Genomic DNA, 25,275 nt, shown 5'->3' on the forward strand with positions numbered 1-25,275 from the left:
TCTGGGAGTATTATATTTATTTGATGCACTTACACCAATATGGGAGGAAAAATTTGTTCATCGAGATATCAAGCCCGAAAATATTATAATACGTCCGGATGGACGGCCAGCTGTGATTGATTTTGGGATAGCGAGGGAAATTGGTGGCACTACTTTAACTAGCACTGGTTTACAGCCAATGAGTTGGCGCTTTGCTAGCCCAGAACAATTTAGAGCAGAAAGGGATTTGATTTCGTATAAAACAGACTTTTTTAGTATTGGAATTTTAGCTTATTACTTGTTTCATGGCGCTCATCCATTTGGGGGTACACGATCTGAAATAGAGAGACGATTCAAAAGCGGCAATGACAAGCTAAGTTGTGATCCTAAGTTTACTCTTAGCAATTTTTGTGGTGACGCGCTACGATTTAATGTATCAGATCGGCCGAGATTTATTCAAGACTTGTACGCTAAAATTGCTTGATATGCAAACGTTACATCTATTGGGCCATTGCTCAAACTGGAATGTTGATGCTTACTTTGAGAACAGCATAGGTGATGGCTTTATATTTACTGCTTACAGCCACAAAGAAGACTTTTTTAGAAAGAAGGTCATCTATGGACAATCCGCACCTAAAATCCTTTCCCATTCGCTTTTAGACCTTCAATACTATGGTAAGCGAGAATCATCGAAAATTGGAAGAGGAAATTTATCCAGCTATTCATTTCACCCCGCTTCTATCGACGATGGAAGCGAGGATCAAACGAATTTGTACTTAGTTCAGAGAATTATAGATGGAATACGCTTTCAACGGAATCTAGGACTGAAAAGAATTATTATCCCGATACATTATGAAGATAGTACAATATCTGGTTTTTTAGGATACATAAAAGAAATTAATCGATGGCTCAAAGAAAATAAGGAAAATGGAATAGAGTATTACATGAGCTTACCAATAAGCTATGTCATGTTGATGAACAATGATAATGTGGAGAGATTGCTTGCGGGGTTAGTCCATTTTGATATGACCTTTGAAGGATACTATGTTGCTTTTGAGACAAGGTTAGAGGGTTTATCTAAACTTAATACGAATTATCGATATCTTTCAAACGCAATTAGGATATTATCTGTTCTTAAAAAACAAAAGTTTAAAACAATATTATCATATGCAAACTGGGACGCGATACTATTCCTAGCGACCACTGATATCGATTACATCACCATTGCAACCTACGAGAATCTTCGAAATTTTAACATTAGAAGATTTTTGAAAAGTGACTCGGGCGGGCCTTCGAAAGGTTGGTATTTTTCAGAGGTAATTCTGGCGATGATCAAGGCCGATAATTTGAATTATATAAGAGACCGCGTGGGGATAGAGGCAATTTCTAACAGGAAAAATATATTTTCCGATATTATTTTGGACGAGAAGTATCTTTGGGTTAACCAAAAGCCGGATATTCATAAGAACTATTTGCTCGCGATAGATAGGCTCCTCAAATCAATTGCATCATTCGAAGATTTGATGGAGCGGAAAAAATTTGTTGAATCGTTAATTATAAAAGCTCAGGAGCATTATCAATCTTTACGAAGAAATAAAATAGTTATTGGGGAAATTGGAGCGGAAGGGCATTACCACGACTGGCTTAGAGTTATTGATGGGTTTTAGATCCTTTTACGTACTCATTAAATTGGATAGTCATTTTTTTGCTTATTGGTTGTTCCTTAGAGGGTTTATAATGTATCGATATTTCCCCCAAAAGATTTATCTCAGCCAAGCCAATATTTAATTTTTCAAACTCATGTAGATTACTCAGTGCAGGCTTGATATTAGATGAGTCCATGACTACATAGGACTGAAAGGAAAACCACTTATATCTGAAAGCTTGATAAAGTGCCCTTTTCCAGTTTTTTAATTTTGCTTCAACTGCAATATTATCCAAAACTACTGCATTGTAGACTACGCCAAGACTATAACTGCCTTCAACGTTTTTGATATACGAAAGATTTTCTAATTTCCTTAGCACATTTTTTAACTTAGCAGACGCTATTCGAGATCCCTGAAGAAGGTCATCAAAAGTTTGGTCGGGATACTTAGCTATGATTTCGTATATATGAATGTCAGTGTCATTCATGATAGTTTCCGCGATGTCATAGTGCTTAACCTTTGCCACTACGAGATCAGCTATTCCATAACCCATAGCCACTTCTTCCACAAGAATAGTTTGTGATCGGGAATTCCAATCACAAAGTTTGCTTACAGATGATTTCAGGGTATTTACTAGTTCCTTCTCGGTTTTAAACATCTTGTGAAATCATTATAAATGTAGAGTCATCAACATTTTTGTTTGAAATCAATGAGACAAGTCCGCTATATATGCTTTGGAGATTTTTTTTATTGAGAGTTTCAAAAAACTTTTTTTTGTCAGTTTCAAGTAAATTGTAAAACCCGTCAGTACAAAGAAGAATGGAATCAACACCCAAATCGATGTTGCCTTGGGTAAAGTCTTTCAAAGAAAGATCGTTCATGCCTAAGCATTTGGTAAGTACATTTTTGGCAAGAAGACTTTTGTCGTCGGTAGTAATTTGTTCGAGATATTGATCGGAAACAAGATATATTCTTGAATCTCCCAGCGACGAAAAGAACAAATCGTTGTGGTCTTTGTGCAAAAGTGCAGTACAGTATGTGGTGTAAATCTCTGGAATGTTCTGCTCAATTAAGTAATTGTTGCACTCAAACATTAAAGCATTCAATGATACCTTAGTTTCTCTAATAAACTTACTGAAATGTTGCGAAATGAAGGTTTTGGCTATTTCGGTTCCGACTTTGCTATTTTGGGCACTTCCAACGCCATCGAAAACAGCGAACAGTGCAAATGCTTCGGTTTCAAGTATCAAGTAGTTGTCTTGATTCTCCGTCTTGTTAATGCCTGGGCTTGAATATTTTATGTAACGTTTGAAATTATTTGTCACTGTCATAGTACTTTTTTGCACTTGTGAAAATCGGTGCAATGTTGCAATATAGCGTATTGTGTTATTTTTGGGTAAAAATTTGATCAGTTTCTTCCACCTTTCGCGTTGTTTAAGGTGTGGCTGGGCTATTCGGTGATTGTCGAGCCGTGTGAGGTGTTTTCCGTTAGGGGGCTTTATGGGCGAAAACACTTAAATTGATTATAAATCATTGTTGAAAAAAAGAGAACGTCGGTCCATTGATGTCAATCGCCTGTATTGAGCGCAATTACAAACTCGCCAGTATCTTTCCTTGGAATGCCGATTCGGCAGCGTGTGCTAAGTATAACAAACCCTTGTGTTAGGTTCGGGAGTGGAGTAGTTGAGAATTATCAAGCTGGTGGTTACTCGTCACTTAAGAAGGTCAAAATGGGCACTTGAAACGACATCCTACGCTAAGGTACTGCCTCCGCTAGTACTCACCAGCAGCTCCCGAATATCCACCTTCAACCAAACCGAAATCTCATAAAGCGTCTCCAAAGTAGGCTGTATCTCATTCCGGCACCAGCGCGAGACGGTAGTTTCGGTCTTGCCCAAATGCTGGGCCAGCTCTTTGCCGGACTTGTCCTTTTCGACCAGCACTAACTTGATTCGGTTTAAGCGCAATTTTGACACGAGATGCTCATTTATAGCGATTTCGTGTAAATTAAATACAAAATTTCCACATCAATAAAAGTTCTCTTAAAGTTGATAAATAGTAATTTTGTGTTGATTTACTTTGTAAATATTACTATATATTATATTATTGTGTGTAAAATTTGAGACTATGCCACACAGAAAAAAATCCCCCAACCCCTCCGAACGCCGCCTAACCGTCTATCGCAAATACCTCCCGCGCGCATGGTACAAATACGCCCTCATGCCCGAAATCCGCCTCTGCGGCAAGTGGCTGCTGGAAGCCGGCTTCGAGTGTGGCGATGAAGTGACAGTGAAATGCTTGGGCAATAAATTAGAGATTACGCTAAATCCGGTCGAAGAGCGCGAGCCTGCGCCAGTGAGAAAACGGAGAGCTGCGCAAAAGGAGGTTGGTGTGCAGGAAATGTTCAGCCCAACTAAGATTTCAATAGGAAGCAGTCTTGGTACGCATGCGAGCCTTAAATTTCTGAGAATCAAAGTTGTCGATCCAGCCACATTGTTCCCCAGCGATCAATGCTTGCTTTAACAGTTTCAGTTTTTCGTCTCCTGGATTAAGTGTGTCGGAACGTGGACCGAGGGATGTAGATGTGTTTTTTGCGTGACTCGTGTTGTTGCTGTGTTTTATACTATAATACCAAAATCCACCTCAAAAATCTCCCTTATATCGAAGGGGGGAGATTGTACAGTATGGACTGTCTTCGACCGCAGCGGCGGCCGCTGCGCTCAGCATGACATTTGCTCAATGTCACGCTGAGCGTAGTCGAAGCGCTTGCACGATGCTATTTCACCGTATACCAATCCCTAACCCTTACCTCAATCTTCCCATCCTTCTCATTCACCAGCTTCTTAAACGCCTCCGTATCGCTAAACCCATTCTGCCCGCGGTAGTGATAAGGATAAACCACCTTCGGTTTGAATGCCAGCACGGTCGCGGCGGCCTCGTTAATATCCATCGTATAAGGCAAATTCATGCACACAAATGCTACATCGATGTTTTTTAATGCCTTAATCTCCGGAATACCGGAGGTATCCCCGCTGAGGAAAACGGATTTGCCGCCCATTTTGAGCACATAGCCATTGCCGCGCCCTTTGGTGTGGCGGGAGTCGGCGGTTTCGGGGAGGTTGTACATCGGGATGGCGGTGATGCTGATACCGAGCTTTTCGGTGGTGGCGCCGTTGGCGAGGACGGTGGTTTTGGCTTTCAATGCGTCGGACATTTTATCGGCGACGGCCTGCGGGGCCACGATGACGGTGTTCGTCAGGTCGAGGGCGCCGAGGGAGGCCGGGTCGAAGTGGTCGCCGTGGATGTCGGTGATCACGATGAGGTCGGGTTTGGCGATGCCGACGAAGGTTTTGGGGGCCTGGTAGGGGTCGGCGTAGATGGTTTTGCCGTTCCAGGTGAGGGCCAGCGTGGCGTGGTTGAGCGGCTGGATTTTGAGCGGACCTTTGGAGGTCGGGATTTCATCGGGTTTGGGAAGTTGGGCGAAGCAGAGCCGAGGCCGCGAACAGGAGCAAAAAGGTGAAAGTCGTTTTCATGATTTGTTGGTTTTATACAAATCAAATTTAGGCTTTGCCGGCTCTTTTGCAACTTTCGGCGTATTAAATGTTCATTCGAAATGCCCTCAATTCAATTTAAAACCCACTTCCAGGGACAATACATCATATCTCTCGTTTTTGGCCTTCGCCAGATCGCCGCGTATCCGGTTGAATGGCCCGATATCATAACGGAGGTTAATCACCGTCCGGGGAAACCGGTAGGAGAGTTCGACCGGGACGACCGGGAGTATTCTTTTGTAATAGTGATTCGCGATAAACGATTTGCCAGTGGGCTCGCCGTAGCCGTAAATATCCGGGGTCCGGGCGAATGAGGCGAGGAGAACCTGCATGCCAACTCCCGCGCCCAATGAAAGGCGATCGGCCAGGTGATAGTGAACCAGGCCGTTGATTCCCGCCAGGTAATCGGACCCGCCCGCCTGGAAAACGGCCACGTCTTCTCCTTTGACACCTTTTAGTTCTACCGGCTCATCCCAATAGCTTATTTTGGACAGATATCCGTGTGCTTTCAGGTGGAAATCGGAGGAAATTGGCCGAAGCAGAAAAGCGCCGGTACCCACACCTCCAAGCAGCACTTTCGGAGTGGTTTTCCTATTGTATCCGAGAACGGGATAAATGGATTTCCGGGAATCGCCCCCCCGGGATGTAAACGTTGATGTTTGCATTCAAAAACCATTCATTCGAAGCCTGCCGCGCATTTCCATGGAGGGCAAGGAGTAATGCCGACGCGCACATTATCATTCGCCTGTCATAGCACCATGAATTTCTGAGTGTAAACGGCACCGTCCATGCGAAGAACCGCGTGAAATGCCCCTGTTCCAAAATCGTTGGGATCGATGCGGAAACCATTGGTGGCGTCTCCGTTAGGCACCTCTTGTTCGAAAATGGTTTTGCCTTCAGGGTCAAAGATTTGTAGCGTAAATGGAGATCGCGCATCATTTTTTACATAAATCCAGATGCGCTCCCTGCCGGGGTTCGGATAGATGGTTAAAATAAGAGCCTGTTCGGGTTTGAGCTCGGGAAGGTTATTGCAGCTCAAAAAAGCGTTAAAAAAAATAGTGTGAATATATGTTTCATAATTGTATAACGAAAAGGTTTGACAAAGACAATGCGATGAGGGCCGAAGGGCAGTCGACGGTTACAAAGTAGCTGTTCTTTGCCATGTTAAAAACATCTGATTAGCTTGCGGCATGTATGCTATTGCTGGCTGTATGGTTCAATGTTTTAACGTGGCGCGCAGGACCGGGTTGATATTATTTTGTTTTATCACAATGCTGCTGAATGCCGGCGGAGGAAACGGGGCATTGGCGCAGGCGTTCGTCGTATCTCCATTCAATTTCAATATTCAACGGGGCTCCTACATGCCGGCGAGCACGAATGCGCAGGCGCTTGCACGAACGAAGCGGGAAATCACGCCGCAAATATTTGCGCAAAAGCCCGACGCGAGCCTGTCGCTCCTTTTTCCGGGAGCGGGAGGAATTTTACTTTTTAATTCGAAGAATGTCAAAGACTTAACGAATGTGGCAGGCAAACTCACCAGCCCGTCGCTGGTGGTGGTCGATACCATTTATCACAATCAGGTTTATCGCCAGAAAGCCGGTGCCGCCGATAAGTATACGTTCGATATGTGCTATGCGCTGCGGATCGACGGCAAGCGCTATTACACCGATTTCCGGCCGCACAGTTTCATTTCGTTCCGGCAGTCGTTGGCGCATCACAGGCAGCTTTTTATGGTGATCGCGCAAATGACGGGGCACGACATGTACGCCGATAAAGGTTATCCCGGGCACTTCCGTATTGCCGTGTTCGATATGCAAAACGACGGTATTAAACTGCATTTCGCAAGCGAAGAACTGCCGTTCCATTACGGCCGCGAGTTTTTTGACGACAACGGCGCCATCAAAACGGCGTACAACACGCAGGAGCAGAGTTTTGGCATCGAGATCAAGGGGTTGAATGAGACTTACAAGGGTGTTTGGGACGGAAAGGTATTGAAGCATTTGAATTAGTTATGGCAACGATTCACTTGATTACCCGGATTCACGCGCCTGTCAAAGCCTGTTTCGGTTGGAATAATAAGGTATTTTGAGCGTTTCTGGCATAATTTTGGAGGATTATCGGTTTAAACCATCCAACACTAAAAATGAAAGCTGTTATCTCGATGTTACTTGCTGCTTCCATTCTGACAGCATGTAATACGCAGTCCGACAAGCAGGAAGCACAGTTGAAAGCACAACAAAAAACCATCGATTCGCTGAAAGCAGCGATGGAAAAGCAGGCCATAATCGACTCCATGAACAACGTTATGGCGCAACGGCAAGAAGCCGAAAAGTGGGAAGAAATGGACAGAAATGAGGCAATAAACCACAGTAAGGCCGTTGCTAGCGCCCCTGTGCCAGCGGCTCCGGCCAAAAAGAAATGGAGCCATACGGCCAAAGGAGCGGTGGTAGGGGCCGGTACTGGCGCGATCACCGGCGCAATCATTAACAAGAAGAGAGGCGAAGGGGCGCTGATCGGTAGCCTCATCGGTGCCGGCGTGGGCGCGGGTACAGGGGCCATCGTCGACCACAGCGTCAAGAAACGTAAGCAACAATAACCATATACACCATAAGATTGCAATTGCCGGTCGTTGTGCCGGCAATTTTTTTTGCGTCCTCATTTCATTGGTTCCGGCCTCAGCATGGCCGCTTTGCCATTTCTCGGCAATTTGTATACGTCGCCATTGACATTGGAAAAATAAATGAACGACTCCGACGGTTTCCGGCCATGTCCGTCCGCCCAGATCGCGTAAAACCCGTCTTGCGCATGCACAGGCTTGCGTACGTACGAGTGGTTCCTAGGGCTGTTCCGGGTAAGTTGCCTTTCCAGGGCCCATTGCCTGCCGCCGTCATCGCTCCGCCACATCGCCACTTCTCCCCCCGGATTGTAGGCCTGCGGGCCATCGACGCCAGGCCCGACCACCCGCCAGCTGTCTTTGGAAACATGGTAAATCGAACCCATATCGTAGTTGTTGTCGGAAGTGGTCACAATGTGGTGTTCCCAGCCTTGCTTGCCCGGCCGGTACAATGTCCATTCGCGCGGGCCATTGGCCGGGCCGGCTTCGTAGCCTTTGCTGGCAATGACCAGGATGGCAGGTTTGTTTTGCTGGTCGAAGGTAATGTCAAGCAGGTAGCAGTTCCTCTTTTCGCTTGCGTAGTCGTGCACGATAGCGGGATTCTGTGGACTCGTTAGTGGCAATTGCGCCGTTTCGCCTTCTATATTTTGCCAGGTTTTCCCAAAATCCGATGTTTCGAGGTAATGCAGGTTCGTCCGGTAATTCAGGCCCTTGCCTTTGGGATGATAGTCAAATGCCACACCGATTTTCCCGTTTCGCTCCGTGCTGATCTGGTAATGTCCTTCCTCGATGTGCGCCAGCACTTTCCATTCGTTCCAATGCACGCCGTCCGCGGTCGTATTGTACCCGATCACGCGCTGGCCGGCTTTGTTGTATTTGGTAAAAAGCGCAATAAAGCCTTTTCCCTTTACCGCGTAGACCTGAAAGTAGGAAAAATTGACGAATGGCTGCGGCTTGCCGTCGACAAGTTCCGTCGCATTAACAAGCCCGAAGTCGCTGATATCGTAAGGTCTCCTGCTTTTGTGAATGTAAGAGGGGCGGGTAGTGCCGTGGGAAGTCGAGAAAACCCAGATGTAGCCGCGGTCGTCGATGGAAATCACCGGGTTATCGTGTGCGTCGGTGGTTTTTTTGTCAAGAATCGTCAGCGGATTGGCTACCTTGCCGGTTCGGTGATCGAAGTAGGAGACATTGTGCATTAAACTCGAATTAGCGTTATCGGTACCTCCGAAACAGAAGAAGGTCTTGTCCACCCGTCTTGCATAAATAGCAAATGGCCGGTGATTGGCCGGGTAAACCGCCAGCCCGCCGCTGTATTTGTAAACGTACTCGTCGTTCGAGGGCTGATTCATGTACCAGATTCCGCGGAAGCCGTTGGCTTTTTTCATGATGATTTCCGCTTCGGCGAAACGGTCGTCCTGGGCTAACGCGACGGTGGTCAGAAGTGTCAGGGAAGTAAGGACGGTCAGGTATTGTATTATCGATATGAGGGTCAGGTATGATCCGGAAGACGGGCGGGATTTTTTTGCGACAGTCATAATGCAGGCGGTGTAACTGGTGATCACATTGTCTAGTAAACCCGACAGGGTCGGATAGTTACTGATAATAAGCCAAAACTTGTCGCAAATGCCCCTTCCCAAAGACGCTTTGACACCCGTTTCGAATGCGCAGGTGCTCTACCTTTGTATCGTCGGAATCAAAAGCAATTCAACCATTAATTATTCAAAAATATGAGAAGGATCGTCACCAACACATTCATGACATTAGATGGCATTATCCAGGCGCCAGGTGGCCCGGAGGAAGATCGTACCGGCGGCTTCGAGTTGGGCGGATGGTCGTTCAATTACTGGGACGATGTGATGGGTCAGGTGATGGGAGAGGGAATGAGCCAGCCCTACGACCTGCTGCTAGGCCGCAAAACTTACGAGATTTTCGCCGCACACTGGCCATTTCTGGAAAACGACCCGACGGCCGACCAGTTCAACGCATGCCGTAAATACGTGGCTACGCAAACCCTGAAAGATGCTACCTGGCAGAACACCACATTACTCAACGGCGACACCGTGGAGCAGGTTAAAGCCCTCAAATCCGGCGAAGGGGCCGATTTGCAGGTGCACGGAAGTTGCGATTTCATACAGACGCTACTCCGGCACAACCTGATCGACGAAATGAATATCTGGATCTTTCCGCTCGTAATCGGTCATGGTAAAAAGCTGTTCGCGGACGGAACGGTGCCTTCGAATCTGAAATTGACTAAACACACGGTATCGGGTACCGGCGTAATTATCACGACCTATGTGCCCGACGGCGAGGTTAAACCAGGCTCTTTTGCATTGGACGAACCCAACGAGCTGGAAAAAAAGCGACGCGAAGGGATTTCGTAGCGAATGGCTGCTCTTTACCTTGTAATTCTGATGCCGGATATTAGATTTACGAGGTAGAACCATTCAAAAATGACTGTCAGATGGCCTGGAACCCCGACACCTATAACCGGTTCAAATCCGAACGCTCGGCGCCGTTTTACGATCTGCTGTCGCTGCTGAAAGTGCGGCCCGGCCTGGAAGTGATCGACCTGGGGTGCGGTACCGGCGAGCTGACCGCGAATCTGGCCGACCGGCTGCCCGACTCCCGGGTGCTGGGTGTGGATTCGTCGGAGGAAATGCTCGGGAATTCGCGCCAGGTCGGCGGAAGTACTTTAAGCTTTGAATGCATTGCTATTGAAAATCAGTTAGGTAGGTCGCAGCGATGGGATGTCGTGTTTTCCAATGCGGCCCTGCAATGGGTACCGGACCATGAGGCGTTGTTTCCGCAAATCATTTCCAAAATAAAACCCGGCGGGCAGCTGCTGGTGCAAATGCCGGCCCAGTATCACAACCTGACCAACCGGCTGCTCGACGAGCTCGCCCGGGAAACACCTTATGCGGAGGCGTATCACGGCTGGAACCGCGTTTCGCCGGTGCTCGAAATCGACCGTTACGCCGAAATCCTCTTCGAAAACGGCGGCAAAGCCATTCAGGTTTTTGAGAAGATATACCCACTCGTGCCCGACGACGTCGACGCGCTGCTCACCTGGGTCTCCGGCACCGCGCTGATACCCTACCTGGAACGCCTGTCCGAACCCCTGAAAAGGCGCTTCCGGGAAGATTACCGCGCACTACTGGCCCGGCACTTCCCGAAGGCGCCTGTTTTTTACCCATTTAAGAGGATATTGATTGCGGCGGAGTTTTGAATTGGCTCCTCATATTACGCCTGATACGCCGCGGCAAAACGCTTCGCGAAATCTTCCAGCTTGAAAGTCCCTTTAATTTCCTCACGGTTTTTCCAGTAATCTTCCTGCATCTTGCCGTTCCGCAGCGCCTGGCCCATGTCGCGGTAGAGGCCCGCGAAGCTTTCGTTTAAACCGGCCTGCCGCATTCCGTTGTAGGAATCTTCGTCGGAGAAAGTAACCCACGGCGTACCTTCCTTACCGACCGCCGCGCCCAGCACCGCCGCGATTTCGGACGGGTGGCGTTCGTCGCTGGAAATGTAGGTGATGGTTTGCGCTTCGGTAAACGGGGAAAGGAGTTGTTCGGTAGCTATTTTGGCGATGTCGTCGGTATCCACAAGCACCAGTTTTTCTTCGGTATTGCCAAAATTGCTGCCTGCAATGCTGGCATTTTTGATCAGGCTGATTTGCGAATAGAGGTTATTGAAGAAGTAGGAGGGACGAAGGATTTTCACATGAAGGCCGGAAATCGCCGCCAGCTTTTCTTCCAGGTAGCCCAGGGCGTCGATAGGCCCCGCGCCCTTGCGCAGGTGTGCGCCTACGCTGCTCAGGAGTACGATGCGCGTAATGCCCGAAGTTTGAACGGCCCGCAGATATTTGTCCGCCACTTCAATCTGAAACGCGGCATAGTTGTCCAGGGAGAAATCGCTCGGGATCATCAGGTAAGCGATGTCACCGCCGTCAAATGCGCTTTCCAGGAACGCCGCGTCCCGGACGGAACCAATAGCGGCCTTTGCGCCCAGGCGTTCAATTTGTTCTTTTTTGGCCGGATTGCTGCTGATTACAGTTACTTCATGGCCGGCTTTAAGGAGATTCTGCGTAATGGGCAGGCTAATGTTGCCTAGTGACCCTGTGATGATATATTTCATGTTTTTCGAATTGTTTTTTGATGGGGCAAAGCTATATTTGTACTTACTTTTTGACAAGTACTTACCCGAGAGTATGTATGACTAAAATCAAGGAAAACTCGACCTACAATGCAAATCGGGAGATTGTAATGCAGGAATGCCCTGTTACCTATGTAATGCATAAGATCGGCGGCCATTGGAAACCGATCATTTTGTACCATTTGCTGGCAGGTCCCAAGCGGTACAGCGAAATCAGGAAGTCGATGCCGCACATCACCGAAAAGATGCTGATCCAGCATTTGAAACAGTTAGAAAATGACCGATTGCTCATCCGCGAGGCGAAACCGGTCGTACCGCCTTATGTTACCTACACCCTTACGGAGGGTGGACGGGAGCTCGAATCGGTGATCAACGCGATGGCCGAATGGGCTTACCGCGATATGAAGCGGAACAACTCGCCCGAGCCTGTGGAAATGGCCATGTAACTGCCATCCGGCAAAGTTTTTGTAGCTTTTATTTACATGCTGACATACTGTTGTCACCGGAGTTATTACTTTGCGTCGAAAACAACTCTGTCATGAAAGTCCATACCACCAATTACGAAAACGCGTTCATCGAAGTCGCCGAAGACTGCCCCGCAGCGGGCGGCGAAGTTCCTCCGATGAAGAGTGATTCCAAAACCGTGGCGGCTATCCAGTATGAAATGATCAGTAAGAACCCGTACAAATTCACGTCCGACGATGTGATTTTTCAGGTTTTCGCGGAGCGTAAAGATTTGACGGAAAGCGAGCTGGAAGAAGCCAGGAAGCAGTTTTTTTCAAGAGGCCAAGCTTGTATGCGTGCCTCGCCTTTGACCAAACGGTACGGTTGGGGCGTTCATCACGACGAAAACGGAAAAATCGCGTTGTATGCCTGCGACAGTCCCGAATACAAAAAATTTATCGAGGAGAGCAGCGTGAAAAAAGTAAAGGCGATGAGGTCGAGCCGGTAGTATAACAAAAACAACCTTTATGCGAAAAATCATTCTGGATCTGGCCGTCAGTCTCGACGGTTTTATTGAAGGTCCCAACGGCGAAATCGACTGGATCACAATGGACGACAGCGTAGGAAGCGGCCTGGTGGATTTTCTGTCGGGTATCGACGCCATTTTTTACGGGCGCGTCAGCTACGACCTCTGGGGCCAATACCAGCCGCCCGCCGAGGCTTCCGACCCGGAAAAGCAGCTTTGGGAAGCGGTGCACAGCAAGGAGAAATATGTTTTTTCGCATACCGCGGTCGGCGACGGCAAAGCGACGTTCATCCATGCCGGCCTGGCGGAACGCGTTCATGAGATCCGGCAAAGGCCCGGCAAGGATATATGGCTCTATGGCGGCGGCTTGCTGATCACGACCTTTATCAATCTGGACTTAATCGACGCCTATCGCCTTGCAATTTACCCCGTAATCCTTGGTGAAGGAAAACCGGTATTCGACAATATCAAAAGGAGGGTCAACCTGGAACTCAGGGCCGTCAAGGGGAGCGATACCGGCATCACGTACCTTGAATATGCGAGAAAGGGGTGATGTTTTCGCGAAGGTTTTGCCATAAATAATTCCAATCGGCTACAAAACCAAAAGCCGGCGTTCAGTTTTGAATGCCGGCTTTGCATTGATTTGTCGCTGCTACAAACTGTCCGACGACGGTACCAGTTTGGCTTTTAAATCAGGGTCTTTCATATCCTTGTCCAACGGGAACATCGGGCGTTGGATGCGTTTGTAAGGTAACCGCTCCAAATCCTGGTCCACACCGCCCGGAGTGAGCGACAGAATCCAGTCGGCGCGCATATTGTATAGTTCCGGTTCGAGGTAGCCGATTTTCACGACGACAATATCCGATTTGCGCGGGTTCAGGCCCAGCCGGGTGAAATCGGCCTCTTTGTGGTAGGGTTTCCGCTTTTTGGTCACGATCACATGGACACTGCCTACTTTCACCACTACTTCGGTTTCAGCGTTGACGTCGCCGTGGTGAATCGCTTCCACCGTTCCTGTGAGGCGTACCGGCGGCGCAAACCGCGCATCTACCTTCGCGCCCGCATACGCGTCGATCTTTCCGCCGACGCCGGCTTTTACGGCCGCCTCCACGAGTTCAGGACCTGGAATGGATGCATAAATGAGCGACGGGCCATTTTCCGCTCTGAGTTCAGGACGTTTCAGGATTTCGGTGATCGTCCAGGTTACGTCGCCAGCGCCACCAGCCGTAGGGTTATCGCCCGAGTCGCTGATGAAGAACGGGTGTTTGTTACTGGCAAGGGCCTTGTTCAATGCGCCTTTCAGGTCGTCGGTAGGTGCCACGAATGCAAATTCCTTTCGGACATCCCAGAAGCTTTTAGCCAGCATTTCGGCGGTTTCGGTCACTTTGGCTTTATCGTCGCCCGTCACCATCACCACCGCGTGGTTACGTGGCTCGTCGGCCCACGCATAGCCCACCCACATGGCCGCATCGATGACGCCAGGTTGTACCGAAGCCGGGGCGACTTTCGCATACAGCGATTTGCCAGGTTCGATGCGGGTGCTAGTTTTTTCTCCCGGGAGTAGGATCGGTACCGGAATCCAGGCTTTGTAGGCCGGTTTGCCTTTGCCGCTTTCGAGGCGTGAGAGCAGGTTGGCGACGGCCCGGCGTTTGGATTCCATCGCATCTTCGTGAGGGGCCATCCGGTAGCAGGTAATGAGGTCGGTATGCTGTGCGAGGCGCCACGACACATTGCCGTGCAGGTCCATACAAGTAGAAATGAGCACTTTTTTGCCGATCACCTCGCGTATGCGCGTGATGAGGTCGCCTTCGGGATCATCCAGTCCTTCGACGCTCATTGCGCCGTGAATGTCGAAGTACAAGCCGTCGTACGGGGCGTTCTTTTTGAGCAAATCGAGGGTCTGTTTTACCAGCGACTCATACGCCTCCCGCGTCACCATACCGCCTGGCAGCGATTTTCCCACCAGGGCAGGAAACCATTCCGCACGTTTGCGCAAGCTGGAATCGGCGGCCATAAACGGGTAGGAGGTAAAAATCTGCTCGCCATATTTGGCTTTGAACGCCGGTTCTTCGGTACGGGCGGGCGAAAACGTACTCGACTCGATTCCGAGTCCGGCAATGGCAATGCGGGGAAGTGCTTTGGATTTTTTTGCGTTGTCGGCAAAACACAAAATTTGTGTCCCTGCCAGAAGGAAAGAAACGATCAGGGAAAGTGTAATTTTCATATATTTTGTTTTAACAAATGGGCTTTCGGCCTTCATTTTGTATAAACATAATGAAAATTGACGAAACCGGAAGAAAGAAGGGCTCTGACGCGTCATCTGGCCTGCTTCCGAGGCGATCGTTTTGCCTGGCCTATTTCTTGTTCGATTGTTTTGATCGACGGGAGCGACGCTTTAAGGTTTTGGGGGATCGAGTCGATTAACTGGTATTGCGAGATGCCTATTGGTTTCGAAAGATCACGCAAGGCATATTCAGCGATCACCCCATTCTTATCCTGGCAAATTAATAACCCGATGCTTGGCTGGTCATTTTCTGACTTCAACTGATCGTCTGCCACAGAAAGGTAAAAATTGAGCTTCCCCGCGTATTCGGGCATAAACTTTCCTTTTTTAAGTTCCACCACGACATAACAATGCAATTTGACATGATAAAAGAGCAGATCTATGTAAAAATCCTGGTCCCCGACTTCGATATGAACCTGCTTTCCAAGAAACGCAAAACCTGCGCCCAGTTCCAGCAGAAATTTCATCACATGATCGGTCAAGGCATCTTCGAGTTCTTTTTCCTGACACAAATCAGTTAGGTTAAGAAAGTCAAAAATGTATGGGTCCTTGGTGATCTGTTGGACAAGGTCGGATTGTGGAGAAGGCAATGCGGAACTGAAATTGGAAATTGCTTTTCCTTTCCGTTTGAAATAGCCGGAGTCAATTTGAGCAACCATCACATCGCGTGACCAACCGTTTTTGTGCGCTTCATTAATGTAAAAGAGCCGTTCCTCGTGACTTTTAACCTTATCGAGCAAAGTAATGTGATGGTACCAGGGAATTTGTGCAAGCGCCGCTTGCACAAATTCAGGGTCGGGGTAAATGGCGGCGAATTGCCGCATATATTTAAGGTTTCTGGCCGACAGACCTTGCATGTCCGGAAATTCCTTTCGGAGGTCTTGCGACAGCTTGTCGATTACCTTAGCCCCCCATTCGGAGCGGTTCTGCTGGTGGAGTATCCAGCAGCCGATTTGCCAATAAATTTGAAGCAACGCCGAATTAGCAGACAGGTTTACCTTAAATCTTGCCAGCCGGATCTCGGATTTAATCCGATCCAGAAAATCGCCGTAGTCAACGGGCAAGTTTTCGAGTATCATAGAAATAATGCGAGGGTGAAGCCACAAGTTAGTGCTAAACCGGTCTTATTGGACTGGGCTCCCCGCACGCATTTATCAAACTACCCGGCTGAATTAGCAGAAGGTACTAATCACTTAAATCTTTAAAAACCACAAAAAAGGTAATTTGTGCAAGCGTCGCTTGCACAAATTAAAGCCTGATAATCAATTATTTACGAGTTGGTTTTACGCTGCTATATCCGCTTGCGCCATGAAACCAATTCGCTCCTTGTCCCACCAGCCACAAGTAATAGTCGGTGGCGAGCTCGGGTTCGATGCCTATGAATTTTCCGTCGGCATTCAGCGGCGTTTGGCCTTCTTTCAGTGTTTTAAAAATGGCGGTGCCTTCATCCACTTCGTCGAACATGGCAACGTACAATGCTTCGGCTCCGGACATTTTGGCGCCAGCAATCTGTTGCCACAGAAACTCGCCCTTATTGCGCGGGATCTGATTGTACAGCGATTTGTCGTTTTTGAGGTTCCCCCAACTGAATCCGGGAAAAACGAGCGGTACGTAATCGATTTTATTCGTTTTGCACCAGGTAATGTCGGCAGGCAGGTTCATTCCGGCGACGCTCGTGTAGCTCGATGCATTGTAACGGCCCACGGCCCAGGGCATGATAATGTCGGCCTGCCTGATAACCGCGTGTAGTAACGGGGAATTTTCGGTGTCGCGGCCGAGCTCGCGCCAGTAGTAGGGCACACCAAGAAGAATGGAGGCCTTTTTGGTCGGACCTTTCACCTTATCCATCAGCTTCTGAATGTCGGCAATCGTGTATTTCCGGCCGTCGTTGAAGCCCACTCCCCAGATTGCCAGCAACGGGCGGCCATTGTGCCGCAGGTAAGTAGGGTTTTCCCGGCCATCGAAAAGCTTGAACTGTCGTTGCAGCTCTTCCCAATCCCGGACGATAAAATCCATGTCATCCGAATTGGAACCGCTTAGATCGTACATGATGCTGATCGCCCGGCCGTACTTTTTGGAAGCTTTCAGCGCGTTGGCCAGCACCTTATTGAAGTGTCGCTTACCGCTTTCACCTTTCACTTCCGATACAAACCTTTGCATATATACGCCGTCGATACCATGTTCTTTCATCCACTTGAAATGCAAGTCCACACTTTCCTCGTCGTAGGGACTGTAAACCCTGGCCGGTTCACCATCGGCATGTTTGAATGCGGTGTTATAAGTCGTGGTATATTCCGTCACATCCGGCCAGAAATCGATGGAAGCGAAGCCCGGCTCGAACTTGCCGGCTTTCTGATAATGGTGCCAGCCCCGGCCCGCGCCATCACCTTCGGCCGTGAACCAGCCCTGGTAACCGGCCATGACGAGGCCTTTGTAACTTTTGAACAGCGAACGCGATTCGTCGTATGTAACCTCTTCAACAGGTTTCGGCTCTTGGCGCCCGGAATCCTCATCGCCGCCCTTGCAACCGAACGAGAGGATTGAAACGAAGAGTAGGAGATGGAGTAGTTTCATAAATGGCTGTATGCTTTAAGCTGTATGCAGTAGGTTTAGATAATGTTTTTAATATTTACAGCCGTAAGTCTGTGACAAAAAGCCTATGGCTTAAAGCTTACGGCCTACGGCAATTCACTCACAATTCCACCCTAACCGCCTTCGCGTAGTTAAACTTCGATTCCGGCGCGTCGATAAGGGCTCCGGCGCGGAAGAAATACTGATTTCCGGCTTTCAGCACATTGCTGTTCGAAGGCAGGTCGATTTCGAGCTGGTATACCTTGTTCGGGTCGATTGCGCCATTGATTTCCTGTTCGGCCATTGCTACGCGCATAGGCTCGCCTACGGACGGTTCCGGATGGGCGTACAATCCGATTTTTCTTACATTGTTCATCACAGTCTGCTGCAATTTGAATTTGGCAATCACTTTCGTTCCCACCTTTTCGATGCTGGCGTCCTTCACACGAATGTAAGGCTGCACCTTGAAATCCAGTTTCGTTTCACCTTTAATGGTCACCTCCTGGGGGGGCCATCGGTACGAAATTCCCGCGTACGGGCGCGATCGTATACGTATTCGCGAAGATCAGGTTGTTGCGGTAGGTGCCGTCGTTTTTAACGATCATCGTCTGCTTGGTCTGCGAAGCGTAACCATGTTCGATGTACTCGATGGTACTGCCCCGGATAATGTCCTGCTCAACAGGCTCGTTGGTCTCGATATCGAGAAATGTGCCGTATAATTGCGAATCGGGCGCCGGGTAGTTGTCGACGCTGCACGCCGTCACGCCGAAAAACAGCAGCAGGGCGGAGGTGTAGGGGAGTATGCGGTTCATTGTTGAATTGTTTTGCTTTAAGCTATAAGCTGTAAGCTTTAAGCTCTTTAGATCTCCGAAAATGAGCATATGGCTTACGAGCTTACAGCTTATAGCCGTTTAATGTTATCGTTTTGTTTTAAGCTCTTCGCGTCTCAGGAAATGAGCATATAACCTATGGCTTACAGCTTATGGCCATTTAATATTATCGTTTTGCTTTAAGCTTTTCGTGTCTCTGGAAAAGGCATATAGCCTATGGCTTACAGCTTATAGCCGTTTAATACTGCGGATTCTGCACCAGTCCGTTCGCTCCGATGCCGGGGATATAGCGGTAGTACTGGCGGTAATCGAAGGTGGCCGGGTTGCTGCGGGGCACATTGACGCGTACGAAAATATATTTCGCGGGCGTAACGCGCAGGTCCAGAATCGGGAGCAACGCGTGGCGCATGGTGTTGTTGAATACCGTGTGGTATTCGCGACGGCGGATCAGGTCCCAGAAACGTTTGTTCTCAAAAGCCAGCTCGACCCTTCTTTCGCGGATCACGTTGTTGACCGTAAGGGGGATTTCGGTTTTGTGGCCGGCCCGTCGGCGAATGTCGTTCAATGCTTTTGCCCCTTTTACCTTGTCGCCGGTTCCGCTCTCCGCAATGGCCTCGGCATAGTTGAGCAGGACCTCGGCGTAGCGGAAATCGGCGAAATCGGTCGTGCATTGGTTCCAGCCCGGCGGGATGTTCAGGCCTTCATTCAAAAACTTCTTGAAACTCACGCCCGTGCGGGTATTGTTGCCGCCCCAGGTATCGAAGCCGGAGTACTGGGTACGATCGGCTGCGCCGTAGGTGTAATAGGTCTTGCCGGCATGGGTGAACGGGTCGCCGCCCATGATCTGCGCGGAGCCGTCGGGTTTGATGAAGCCGGCCTGAATCACGATTTTCTGGCCCTTCCACGCTGTGCCGGGCAGGATCATCGTCGCCCACATGCGCGCGTCTTTGCCTTTAAAGATATCGTTCTCGGTATCAAATCTTTTGTATTGTTTGGACGCATTGAAACCCGTGTAGTCGGTCAGGTCGTTGGCTGCTGCCGACGTAGCGAGAGGGGCATTTTCGCCGGGCTTGTCGTAATTTTCGTAGATATCCATCAGTTCGAGCGTCGGGTTCATACGGCCGGGGTGCGGCCATCCGTTGGCGGTCTGGTTGGGCTGGTACCAGATGCCATAGTTGTGGCCCGTGCCGGAGCCTGGTCTCGCGTAACCTTTGATAAAAATGGCCTCTTCCGGTGCATTGTTCGGGTCTTCGAAAAGCAGACGGTAATTGGTCGCCGCTTCTTCGGGTGTGGCCGGCGAAGGCTTGTACAGCCCGAATTTGCCGGAATTGATGACCGCTTCCGATGCGTCGATGGCTGCTTTGTAAAATTCGGCTGCGGTTGCTTTATCCAGCCCGACCAGCTTCTGGTCCACAGCGGTGCCGGAAATAGGCGCGCGGTCGCCGTATTTCGCGAGCGACGCGGCATGCAGCGCGGCACGCGATTTCAATGCATAGGCTACCCATTTGGTGGCGCGCCGTTCGCCGCCGGGCCACGAATCGCCCAGGTTCCCGATGGCGGTATCGCATTCTTTCAATACAAAATCCCAGGTATCCTTCTCGGTGCTGCGGGGCACTTTGAGCGTTTCCACATCACCCTCATACTTTTGTACGGAGGTGATCAGCGGCACGCCGCCGTAGCGTTTGGCCAATGCGAAATAGGCATAGGCGCGGATGAATGCGCTTTCGCCGATCAACGCTTTACGTTCGTCGTCGGTAATGTCCAGCGTCGGAATGATGTCGATCAGGATATTTACGTCGCGGATCAGTTTATAACCCTGGTCCCACCATTGAAAATCATCGTTACCGATGAAATCGCCGAATTCGGTATGCACGGCTTCGTCGGTCGACATAGCAGGCGCGAAGCCGCCGTTATTCGGGTCGCCGGTGTTCCAGTTGAAGCCCTGACGAAAGAATGTAAAATCCTCGATCGGAAGCTGGTAATAGAGGTTGGCCATGTACAGTTTTACACCTTCCGGGTTCGAAAAGAGGCTCTCGCCCTGCAACTTGTCGAGCGGCTGCTTGTCGAGTACATTGCCGCAGCTCATCGCGAGGCAGACGATCAGCAGGGTAATGGTATGTTTTAAATATTTCATTATCAGCTAATATTAGAATTTGACGTTGATCCCGAAATTGTAGCTCCGCGTAACCGGATAGGTAAGTCCCGCCCCGAACAGGCCCTCCACTTTCTCAGGATCGAAGGGTTTCACGAATGAATCGGCCCAGGTGAAGATGTTGTGTGCATTGGCATACACACGGACATCGTTGATACCGATCTTTTTCAGCCAGCCGAGGTTGAAAGTATAGCCGAGTTGTGCGCTTTTGAAGCGGAGGTAGGACGCGTCCTTGCGCCATGCGCCGCTTTCCGCGTACATCGCGCCCACATTGTAATTGAAGCGCGAAGCCGGCCAGGTGCCGGGTATCCATTGCCCGTCGTCCGACAAGTGCCATCTGTCATAGAAATATTCGGGCGTATTGCCGCGGAATGCGAACACTTCGGCATAAACCTCGCGGAAACGCACGCTGTACTTGCCCGAGCCCTGAAACAATGCGGTGAAATCGAATCCCTTCCAGGAAGCGTTCAGCGTCACGCCGTAATATATTTTCGGGTCGCCACCGAAGAACAGCGGTACGGCATCGTTACCGTCGATAACGCCGTTTCCATCCACATCTTTGTATTTGAAGTCACCAGGCAACTCGCGGGTATTGCCCAGGTCGCCGTTCTGAATGGGCGCATAAATGACTTCGTCCTTGCTCTGGAACTGGCCTTCGAGCTGATAGGCCCACACCACGTCGTTCCAGCGGTTGGCAGCGCCGTTCCGCCATTTGTCCATGCTGCTCAGGAACTCGCCGCGTTCCACATAGCGGTTTTGCGTGCGTGCGAAGTTGAAGTTACCCGAAATGCCATATTTGAAATCGCGGATCTGCCCGTTATAGCCCGCCGAAAACTCGATCCCCCGCACGCGGTCGCTGTTCAGGTTTTCTTCGGGCAATGTACCGCCGAAGGTGTTGGGCAAAGAAACGTTTCTGCGTGCCAGCAGGCCCTTCCGGTCGCGCTGGTAAATATCGAAGGTGAAATCAATTTTGTTGTCCCAAAGCCCCAGGTCGATACCGATATCCTTGATAGTCGATTTGAACCACGTGAGCTTCTCGTTCACGATCGCCGGAGAAGCGGCGCCGGTGGTATAGTTGCCGTTGGTAAACTCATACCCGCCTCCGCCCGTGAGCGAGAAGCCCGGTACATACTGGAACGGTGCGCCCGCGTCCGCGCCCACAAGACCGTACGACCCTCTCAGTTTCAGCATCGAAACAAACGGAATGCGTTTCATAAAACCTTCCTCCGAAACCCGCCAGCCGGCCGATACCACCGGGAACAGGCCCCAGCGGCGGTCGGGATGATAGCGGTACGAACCATCGTAGCGCGCAGCTACTTCCAGCAGGTATTTTTCTTTGAAATCGTAGTTCAAACGACCCACATAAGACTGGCTCGCGTACTCAGCCTCCGAGCCGCTGGTGGTCTGATTGTTCAGCCCCGCCTGATCGATCTGGTCGTTGGTGTAGAACGCATATTCCCGCCCGAGTCCCGCCCAGCGGTTATGCGATTCCTGCTGCTCATACACGAGCGTCGCGCCGAGGTTATGGTGTTTGGCGATTACGGTATTGTAAAGCAATTGTCCCTGGAAAGTGATGCGGTTGTTATCGGTGAAGTTGTTGCCGATCCGCGACGGGTTCCGTTGCGCGTGTGCCGTGTATTTGTCGGTCGCGGCGTCGTAGGTATAAAGGTTATAGGCTTTCGAGACCGATTTGGCGCGGTAGTTGTTACTGTCGTAGGCCACCAAGCCTTTGATACGCAGCCCCGGAACGAATGGAACGGTGTAGGTCAATGCGAATGTCGACTGGAAAAATTTGTTGACTTCCTGCGTATAGCCTGTCAGGTCTTTGTCGGCCAGCGCCACCGGGTTATAACCGCCACTCAGCAATGCGGGATATTTGGGGTTGTCGTTGGCATAGGGACGCTCGGTGGGCAACGCAATGCGGGTTCCTTTATAGATGTTAAAAAAAGTTATCACCCGGTTGGTCGCGTTTATCGAACAGCCCCGAGAGGATCAGGTCCGCTTTCAGGTTTTTGGTTAAATCAATGCCGATATTGGACCGGAACGTGTATTTCTGATAGCCCATATCGCCGCTTTTGAGCAGGCCGTTCTCCTTCTGGTAGCCGAAACTGGTGAAGTAGTTCACGACGCCTTCACCCCCCGAGGCAGAGATAAAATGTTGCTGCTGTCCGGACGATTTGTTCAAAGTCTCTTTATACCAGTCGGTACCCTGGTAACCCGGCGCGCCGCTGCGGAACTTCTCGATTTCCTCCGGGGAAAATACCGGGTTCTCGCCCAGGTTCTTCGCCGCGTCGTTCCGCATTTCGGCCCATTGCAAGGCACTGGTCATTTTGGGGACGTCGGTGGGGCTCTGGCGGCCGTATACCACATTGTAGCTGAACTGCGGCTTGCCCTGTTTGCCTTTCTTCGTAGTGACAATCACCACGCCGTTTCCCGCACGGATACCGAAAATCGCCGCGGAAGCATCTTTCAGCACCGAAATGCTCTCGATATCGTCCGGATTGATCTTCTGAAACTCGTACCCGCCATCACGCGCCACGCCATCGACCACGTACAACGGCTCTCCAAAGCCCCGTATGTTGATATTGGTGCTGAAAGATCCCGGTTCGCCGGAATTCTGGCGGATCTGCACGCCGGCGACTTTGCCTTGCAGGCTCTGGGCCAAACTGGTATGCGTGGTCGTCTTAATTTGCTCCGAAACAATGTTCGAAATAGCGCCGGTAAGTGTCTGCTTGCGTTGTGTGCCGTAGCCTACCACCACCACTTCCTGCAATTCGTCGCTGCTCGGTTCGAGCTGCACATCGAAAGTCGTGCGGTTACCGACGGCGATTTCCTGTCTTTTGTAGCCCAAAAAGCTGACAATAATGACCGATCCCGATCTAGGGACGGAGAGCGAAAATTTTCCATTGGCGTCGGTGGTAGTGCCCTTCGTGGTGCCCTGCAATACGATGCTGGCACCCGGAATGGCGCTGTTTTTTTCATCTTTTACTTCGCCGCTGATGAGCGTTTCATCCGCGCCCGATTGCGCCAGCGCGCCCGCTTGCATGAGCAGCGTTACGCATAATGCCAGGCACACGCGCCAGAATATCGTCCGGCGGCGAGGCCTGGGTAAAGGTTTTGATAGAAGTTGTTTGTTCATACCGTAGGGTTAAGTTCCTGTTCGTTTAAATGCGTTCATGACGTTCGTTCTGTTTCGCCGCCCGGCGGGCTTCGGAATATATTCAGCATGGTTTTTCACCCCTGCCCGCACCGGTGCAGGGCTCTATCATATTTGGATTTTGAATGAAACAGATGATGAAACGGTCGGCCGAACCGTGGGGTCAAAGTAATCGGGGGTTGATTAAGAATTGGTTAATAAACCATTAACGCCCCGCTTAATCCGGCTGATTTTTACATTATCCCGGTAAAATATTGGGGAATTTCAGGGAAAAGCATAAAAAAACGCCTCACATGGCTGCGAGGCGTTGGGGTTAATCGTGGTCGTTTTAATGCTTCATTTCTACATGCTCGCGGGGATGATCATGATCGCATGCGTCCCAATGCCCGCGGTGTTGCCACGGCCCGCGGGGGCCGCCGCGGAATGCAAAAATGTTCATCATGATGAAGGCGAGAATGATCGCGATCGAGGCGATTCGGGCGGCTATCGTAAGGCCGCGGCGCTTGGAGAACGGTCCGAAAATATAGCCGATGATAAATACCATACAGGCCACAAAAAGAATTCGTGCGAAAATCAATAATCCGAAAAACATGGTTTTTTAAAATTTAAGTGAAACAATGAAGTGTAACTGACTATCGGGCATTGCCCGCCGCGCAGTGCCTACCTTAGGAGGGCTTCGCTTTCAGCTTTTCCCCAATGTGGTGCTACGCTGAACGTCGTCGGGCCGAGCTTCCGGATCGCTTTGCCGGCGAGCTCTTTGGCCAGGTCCTTGTCGCCGCCCCATAATTTGGGCGTGTAGTATTTCATCCAGGCTTCCAGGTAAATGGCGCGCGGGTTTTCGGGGTCCAGATTTTGTGCTTTCTTTAAAAATTGGTCGGAAAGCGGACCGTATTGCCTGCCCATGGTCATCGGACTGATGAAAACTTTGGTGCGGTAGATCATGGCTTGTACTACGTAAACTTCCGCCAATGCGTTGTTGTCGCCTTTTACGAGCGATTCGCTTTTCTTGATCTGCGCCTCGCCGCGTACGCTGTACGGCTCGATCTTTTCGCCGTCGTCTTGCAGCAGAAATCCGATTTTAGCATTGCAAAAAGCGGCATAGTAATACGGCAGCCATTCGGTTTTTTGCGTATTGCCGAGCTGGACGAATGCTTTTTCGAGGTTTTCGAAGTCCCCGACAGACTTCGCCTGGTCCAGTTTCTTTACCGAGGCCTCTAACCGGGCCGAATAATCTCCGTTTTGCGCAAATGCGAATACAACGGTACAAATAAGCAGGATGGTGGTGATGAGACGTTTCATGATGGTTGAATTTTGAATGATTGAATGATTGAATGATTGAATGATTGAATGATTGAATGAATGAATGGGTGAA

At 49.9% G+C, this 25,275-nt stretch carries 28 protein-coding genes and 1 pseudogene; 10 read left to right on the forward strand and 19 right to left on the reverse strand.

Going from position 1 to position 25,275, the window contains the following annotated elements:
• The first annotated feature begins 1 nt into the window (after position 1).
• Both ABV298_RS27540 and ABV298_RS27545 read left to right on the forward strand, forming a co-directional pair.
• Complete coding sequence (locus ABV298_RS27540) at positions 2 to 463, forward strand: protein kinase (RefSeq protein WP_353723260.1); 462 nt, start codon at positions 2 to 4, stop codon at positions 461 to 463.
• A 1-nt stretch (position 464) separates the two neighbouring features.
• A complete protein-coding gene (locus ABV298_RS27545; RefSeq protein WP_353719350.1) occupies positions 465 to 1,646 on the forward strand; it encodes a hypothetical protein in 1,182 nt (393 codons plus the stop codon).
• On the opposite strand, the gene ABV298_RS27550 is transcribed toward ABV298_RS27545, so the two are convergent.
• From ABV298_RS27550 to ABV298_RS27560, 3 genes are all read right to left on the reverse strand, one after another.
• Complete coding sequence (locus ABV298_RS27550; RefSeq protein WP_353719351.1) at positions 1,630 to 2,193, reverse strand: hypothetical protein; 564 nt, start codon at positions 2,191 to 2,193, stop codon at positions 1,630 to 1,632. The genes ABV298_RS27545 and ABV298_RS27550 overlap by 17 nt on opposite strands.
• A gap of 82 nt (positions 2,194 to 2,275) precedes the next feature.
• Positions 2,276 to 2,956: a protein phosphatase 2C domain-containing protein gene (locus ABV298_RS27555; protein WP_353719352.1), complete on the reverse strand. Its 681-nt coding sequence runs from the start codon at positions 2,954 to 2,956 to the stop codon at positions 2,276 to 2,278.
• Between the two features lie 420 nt (positions 2,957 to 3,376).
• Positions 3,377 to 3,568 carry a helix-turn-helix transcriptional regulator gene (locus ABV298_RS27560; RefSeq protein ID WP_353719353.1) on the reverse strand — a complete coding sequence of 64 codons (192 nt, stop codon included), beginning with the start codon at positions 3,566 to 3,568 and terminating at the stop codon, positions 3,377 to 3,379.
• A gap of 184 nt (positions 3,569 to 3,752) precedes the next feature.
• Between ABV298_RS27560 and ABV298_RS27565 the strand changes: the two are divergent.
• Positions 3,753 to 3,935 (forward strand): annotated as a pseudogene (locus tag ABV298_RS27565) (SymE family type I addiction module toxin); the annotation flags it as partial.
• A gap of 111 nt (positions 3,936 to 4,046) precedes the next feature.
• On the opposite strand, the gene ABV298_RS27570 reads toward ABV298_RS27565, so the two are convergent.
• From ABV298_RS27570 to ABV298_RS27585, 4 genes are all read right to left on the reverse strand, one after another.
• Positions 4,047 to 4,136 (reverse strand): hypothetical protein, encoded by a 90-nt coding sequence (locus ABV298_RS27570; protein WP_353723261.1) that lies wholly within the window; start codon positions 4,134 to 4,136, stop codon positions 4,047 to 4,049.
• A gap of 265 nt (positions 4,137 to 4,401) precedes the next feature.
• Positions 4,402 to 5,082 carry an MBL fold metallo-hydrolase gene (locus ABV298_RS27575; RefSeq protein ID WP_353723262.1) on the reverse strand — a complete coding sequence of 227 codons (681 nt, stop codon included), beginning with the start codon at positions 5,080 to 5,082 and terminating at the stop codon, positions 4,402 to 4,404.
• Positions 5,083 to 5,244: 162 nt separating this feature from the next.
• Entirely contained in the window at positions 5,245 to 5,841 is a 597-nt protein-coding gene (locus ABV298_RS27580) for a hypothetical protein (RefSeq protein ID WP_353719354.1), read from the reverse strand.
• Between the two features lie 83 nt (positions 5,842 to 5,924).
• Positions 5,925 to 6,215 carry a T9SS type A sorting domain-containing protein gene (locus ABV298_RS27585; protein WP_353719355.1) on the reverse strand — a complete coding sequence of 97 codons (291 nt, stop codon included), beginning with the start codon at positions 6,213 to 6,215 and terminating at the stop codon, positions 5,925 to 5,927.
• 232 nt (positions 6,216 to 6,447) lie between these two features.
• Here ABV298_RS27585 and ABV298_RS27590 point away from each other — a divergent pair, with 232 nt between their 5' ends.
• Together ABV298_RS27590 and ABV298_RS27595 are read left to right on the forward strand one after the other, a co-directional pair.
• Entirely contained in the window at positions 6,448 to 7,185 is a 738-nt protein-coding gene (locus tag ABV298_RS27590; RefSeq protein WP_353719356.1) for a hypothetical protein, read from the forward strand.
• Positions 7,186 to 7,319: 134 nt separating this feature from the next.
• Positions 7,320 to 7,772, forward strand: a complete 453-nt coding sequence (locus ABV298_RS27595) for a glycine zipper family protein (protein ID WP_353719357.1) — start codon at positions 7,320 to 7,322, stop codon at positions 7,770 to 7,772.
• A gap of 59 nt (positions 7,773 to 7,831) precedes the next feature.
• Here ABV298_RS27595 and ABV298_RS27600 read toward each other — a convergent pair whose 3' ends face one another.
• Positions 7,832 to 9,325, reverse strand: coding sequence for a BNR-4 repeat-containing protein (locus ABV298_RS27600; protein WP_353719358.1), 1,494 nt, complete (start codon positions 9,323 to 9,325; stop codon positions 7,832 to 7,834).
• Positions 9,326 to 9,517: 192 nt separating this feature from the next.
• On the opposite strand from ABV298_RS27600, the gene ABV298_RS27605 reads away from it, so the two are divergent.
• Both ABV298_RS27605 and ABV298_RS27610 read left to right on the forward strand, forming a co-directional pair.
• Complete coding sequence (locus tag ABV298_RS27605) at positions 9,518 to 10,171, forward strand: dihydrofolate reductase family protein (RefSeq protein ID WP_353719359.1); 654 nt, start codon at positions 9,518 to 9,520, stop codon at positions 10,169 to 10,171.
• A gap of 80 nt (positions 10,172 to 10,251) precedes the next feature.
• The gene (locus ABV298_RS27610; RefSeq protein WP_353719360.1) at positions 10,252 to 11,016 is read left to right on the forward strand and encodes a methyltransferase domain-containing protein; all 765 of its coding nucleotides are present in this window, start codon (positions 10,252 to 10,254) and stop codon (positions 11,014 to 11,016) included.
• Positions 11,017 to 11,030: 14 nt separating this feature from the next.
• Here ABV298_RS27610 and ABV298_RS27615 read toward each other — a convergent pair whose 3' ends face one another.
• Positions 11,031 to 11,921: an NAD(P)H-binding protein gene (locus ABV298_RS27615; RefSeq protein ID WP_353719361.1), complete on the reverse strand. Its 891-nt coding sequence runs from the start codon at positions 11,919 to 11,921 to the stop codon at positions 11,031 to 11,033.
• A 77-nt stretch (positions 11,922 to 11,998) separates the two neighbouring features.
• Here ABV298_RS27615 and ABV298_RS27620 point away from each other — a divergent pair, with 77 nt between their 5' ends.
• The 3 genes from ABV298_RS27620 (at position 11,999) to ABV298_RS27630 (ending at position 13,462) form a co-directional block, all read left to right on the forward strand.
• Complete coding sequence (locus ABV298_RS27620) at positions 11,999 to 12,385, forward strand: helix-turn-helix domain-containing protein (protein ID WP_353719362.1); 387 nt, start codon at positions 11,999 to 12,001, stop codon at positions 12,383 to 12,385.
• Between the two features lie 92 nt (positions 12,386 to 12,477).
• Positions 12,478 to 12,891: a DUF6157 family protein gene (locus ABV298_RS27625; RefSeq protein ID WP_353719363.1), complete on the forward strand. Its 414-nt coding sequence runs from the start codon at positions 12,478 to 12,480 to the stop codon at positions 12,889 to 12,891.
• A 19-nt stretch (positions 12,892 to 12,910) separates the two neighbouring features.
• Positions 12,911 to 13,462 (forward strand): dihydrofolate reductase family protein, encoded by a 552-nt coding sequence (locus tag ABV298_RS27630; protein WP_353719364.1) that lies wholly within the window; start codon positions 12,911 to 12,913, stop codon positions 13,460 to 13,462.
• A 99-nt stretch (positions 13,463 to 13,561) separates the two neighbouring features.
• Here the strand turns inward: ABV298_RS27630 and ABV298_RS27635 are convergent, their stop codons facing one another.
• The 10 genes from ABV298_RS27635 to ABV298_RS27680 all read right to left on the reverse strand — a co-directional run bounded on the left by ABV298_RS27635 (position 13,562) and on the right by ABV298_RS27680 (position 25,202).
• Positions 13,562 to 15,133: a M81 family metallopeptidase gene (locus ABV298_RS27635; RefSeq protein WP_353719365.1), complete on the reverse strand. Its 1,572-nt coding sequence runs from the start codon at positions 15,131 to 15,133 to the stop codon at positions 13,562 to 13,564.
• Between the two features lie 92 nt (positions 15,134 to 15,225).
• Positions 15,226 to 16,272: a PDDEXK nuclease domain-containing protein gene (locus ABV298_RS27640; RefSeq protein WP_353719366.1), complete on the reverse strand. Its 1,047-nt coding sequence runs from the start codon at positions 16,270 to 16,272 to the stop codon at positions 15,226 to 15,228.
• A gap of 187 nt (positions 16,273 to 16,459) precedes the next feature.
• Positions 16,460 to 17,767, reverse strand: coding sequence for a glycoside hydrolase family 71/99-like protein (locus ABV298_RS27645; RefSeq protein WP_353719367.1), 1,308 nt, complete (start codon positions 17,765 to 17,767; stop codon positions 16,460 to 16,462).
• A gap of 118 nt (positions 17,768 to 17,885) precedes the next feature.
• Positions 17,886 to 18,263: a DUF3823 domain-containing protein gene (locus ABV298_RS27650; RefSeq protein WP_353719368.1), complete on the reverse strand. Its 378-nt coding sequence runs from the start codon at positions 18,261 to 18,263 to the stop codon at positions 17,886 to 17,888.
• The gene (locus ABV298_RS27655; RefSeq protein ID WP_353719369.1) at positions 18,253 to 18,576 is read right to left on the reverse strand and encodes a DUF3823 domain-containing protein; all 324 of its coding nucleotides are present in this window, start codon (positions 18,574 to 18,576) and stop codon (positions 18,253 to 18,255) included. The genes ABV298_RS27650 and ABV298_RS27655 overlap by 11 nt, the downstream gene beginning before the upstream one ends.
• A gap of 256 nt (positions 18,577 to 18,832) precedes the next feature.
• Positions 18,833 to 20,728 carry a RagB/SusD family nutrient uptake outer membrane protein gene (locus ABV298_RS27660; RefSeq protein WP_353719370.1) on the reverse strand — a complete coding sequence of 632 codons (1,896 nt, stop codon included), beginning with the start codon at positions 20,726 to 20,728 and terminating at the stop codon, positions 18,833 to 18,835.
• 12 nt (positions 20,729 to 20,740) lie between these two features.
• A complete protein-coding gene (locus ABV298_RS27665) occupies positions 20,741 to 22,702 on the reverse strand; it encodes a SusC/RagA family TonB-linked outer membrane protein (RefSeq protein WP_353719371.1) in 1,962 nt (653 codons plus the stop codon).
• On the reverse strand, positions 22,686 to 23,885 hold the full coding sequence (locus tag ABV298_RS27670) for a SusC/RagA family TonB-linked outer membrane protein (RefSeq protein WP_353719372.1): 1,200 nt from the start codon (positions 23,883 to 23,885) through the stop codon (positions 22,686 to 22,688). The genes ABV298_RS27665 and ABV298_RS27670 overlap by 17 nt, the downstream gene beginning before the upstream one ends.
• A 346-nt stretch (positions 23,886 to 24,231) precedes the next feature.
• Complete coding sequence (locus ABV298_RS27675) at positions 24,232 to 24,495, reverse strand: hypothetical protein (RefSeq protein WP_353719373.1); 264 nt, start codon at positions 24,493 to 24,495, stop codon at positions 24,232 to 24,234.
• Positions 24,496 to 24,563: 68 nt separating this feature from the next.
• Positions 24,564 to 25,202, reverse strand: coding sequence for a hypothetical protein (locus tag ABV298_RS27680; protein ID WP_353719374.1), 639 nt, complete (start codon positions 25,200 to 25,202; stop codon positions 24,564 to 24,566).
• Positions 25,203 to 25,275: the final 73 nt, after the last annotated feature.

This window comes from Dyadobacter sp. 676, from assembly GCF_040448675.1.
Lineage (GTDB): Bacteria > Bacteroidota > Bacteroidia > Cytophagales > Spirosomataceae > Dyadobacter.